The following is a 2,523-nucleotide window of genomic DNA, read 5'->3' as shown; positions in this document are numbered from 1 at the left end:
TGGTGGTCGCGGTCTCCTTCACACCCCAGTCGACGCCGAGGACGTGACCGGTCTCCGGCGGGGGCTGGACCTGGGCGGGGACAACGAACGAGCAGTACCAATGCCCGAGGCCGTCCTGGTACAGGCGTACCGAGGACGGCTCGGCCGGCAGTTCCCGCGACCAGACCACCGCCAGGACGACGCCGCCCGCCAGGTGCAGCCGGCCGTCCTTCAACCGGAACCCGCGCTTCGTGTAGTTGAGGGTCGCCAGTGCCTCGCGTTTGGTCTTCCACTTCGGCATCCCCGCCCGGCGCGCCATGGGCAGGCGCTCCTTGATGTTCTTGTGCGCCTTGGCGCGGGAGCGACCTAAGTCACGGATGACCTGCTGCTGGGGAACCGACGAGCCCTCACGCAGCCACGGCGTACGGGCGCGGGCCTCGGTCAGCATCCTGCCGAGCCGGGCCGCACGTGGCCTTCTGCCCGGTGGCCTTGTTGTGCAGGTGCACGGCCCTGGACTTGGCGACGCATTCGTTCCACACCCAGCGGCACCGGTCCCACTCCGCCGCCAGGACGGTACGGGCAGCGCACGACACGCGCAACCGGTAGGTGTACCGGGCATACCCGACCCCCGCATCCGCCCTCACCTGCACCACCTCGCCCCCTCATGGCCCCGCCAAGATGCTCCGCCACCCCGAATCCTCCGAAGGACCATACGTACGACAGCCGCACAGACACACCCCGATCCCACAGCCACCACCCCCACCAGCGACCACAGACACACGCGTTCGCATCACCTCAGCGACAGCGACAGCAGTACGGGCGCTCCACGCCCTGGACCGGATGCGGCGACGCTCCACGTCGCGACACCCGGATGCGATTCCTCCCCAACGTGAACGCCGGAGCCTCCTCGTAAGAAACAGGTGACCGGCCCCCGTAGCGTGGTCGTATGACCACGAGCACAGGGACGAGCACAGGTACAGGTACGGACAGCAGCGCGGGCCCGGCCTCGAGGGGACCGGAACGCCTGGTGGTGATCGGCGGCGACGCCGCGGGGATGTCCGCGGCGTCGCAGGCACGCCGGCTGAAGGGGCCGGACGAGCTGGAGATCGTGGCGTTCGAGCGCGGGCGCTTCACGTCCTTCTCGGCCTGCGGCATCCCCTACTGGGTGGCCGGTGACGTCGCCGAACGCGACGAGCTGATCGCCCGCACGCCCGAGGAGCACCGCGCGCGGGACATCGACCTGCGGATGCGCACCGAGGTCACGGAGATCGACCCCGACCGGGGGCGGGTGCGCGCGCGGGACCTCGATTCCGGCACCGAGTCGTGGACCTCGTACGACGAGCTCGTGATCGCGACCGGCGCGCGGCCGATCCGCCCGGAGCTGCCCGGCATGGACGCCGACGGTGTGCACGGGGTGCAGACCCTGGAGGACGGTCAGGCCCTGCTCGACACGCTGGAGCGCACGACCGGCCGCCGCGCGGTGGTCGTCGGCGCGGGGTACATCGGCGTGGAGATGGCCGAGGCGATGATCAGACGCGGCTACGAGGTGACCGTCGTCAACCGCGGCCGGGAGCCCATGGCGACCCTCGACCCGGACATGGGGCGCCTGGTGCACGGGGCGATGGAGGGCCTGGGCATCACCATGGTGAACGACGCCGAGGTCACCGAGCTGCTCACGGGGGACGACGGCAGGGTGCGGGCCGTAGCCACGGCGGACGCCCAGTACCCGGCGGACGTGGTGGTGCTCGGCATCGGCGTGCGGCCCGAAACGGCTCTGGCGCGGGCGGCGGGGCTGCCCCTGGGCAAGCACGGCGGCCTGCTCACCGACCGGTCGATGCGGGTCCGTGGGTACGAGAACATCTGGGCCGGCGGCGACTGCGTGGAGGTGCTCGACCTGATCTCCGGGCAGGAGCGGCACATCGCGCTCGGCACGCACGCCAACAAGCACGGCCAGGTCATCGGCTCGAACGTCGGCGGCGACTACGCCACCTTCCCGGGCGTGGTCGGTACGGCGGTCAGCAAGGTCTGCGACCTGGAGATCGCGCGCACCGGTCTGCGGGAGAAGGACGCCCACCGCGCGGGACTGCGGTTCGAGACGGTCACCATAGAGTCGACCAGCCGCGCGGGCTACTACCCGAACGCCTCCCCCATGACGGTGAAGATGCTCGCCGAACTGCGCACGGGCCGCCTGCTCGGGGTCCAGATCGTCGGCCGGGAGGGCGCGGGCAAGCGCGTCGACATCGCGGCGGTCGCCCTCACCGCCGGGATGACGGTGGAGCAGATGATCATGCTGGACCTGGGCTACGCCCCGCCCTTCTCCCCCACCTGGGATCCGATCCTGGTGGCGGCCCGCAAGGCCACCACGAAGATCCGCGCCACGGCGGGGAGGCCGTCGCCGCGTACGCCCTGAAAGCCGTCCTCCCCGCGCGGTCCCGCCTACGCGGTCCCGTTGATCCGTTCGATCGCCTGCCGCGCCTGCTCCGCCGGGGGCCGCGCCTGCTCCGCCGGGGCCCGGGGCGGCAGGGACGACACGGAGGCGCCGGT

General features: G+C 71.7%; 1 protein-coding gene and 1 pseudogene. One reads left to right on the top strand and one right to left on the bottom strand.

Features of this window, described 5'->3' with window-relative positions; all coding sequences use genetic code 11:
- Positions 1-623, bottom strand: a pseudogene (locus ACFP2V_RS08335) (RNA-guided endonuclease InsQ/TnpB family protein); the annotation flags it as partial.
- Positions 624-925: 302 nt separating this feature from the next.
- Here ACFP2V_RS08335 and ACFP2V_RS08330 point away from each other — a divergent pair.
- On the top strand, positions 926-2,389 hold the full coding sequence (locus ACFP2V_RS08330) for an FAD-dependent oxidoreductase (RefSeq protein WP_381207784.1): 1,464 nt from the start codon (positions 926-928) through the stop codon (positions 2,387-2,389).
- Positions 2,390-2,523: the final 134 nt, after the last annotated feature.

The sequence above is a fragment of the Streptomyces incanus genome (genome assembly GCF_042656345.1).
GTDB classification, from domain to species: domain Bacteria; phylum Actinomycetota; class Actinomycetes; order Streptomycetales; family Streptomycetaceae; genus Streptomyces; species Streptomyces incanus.
This window is presented reverse-complemented; position numbering and strand designations above follow the sequence as displayed.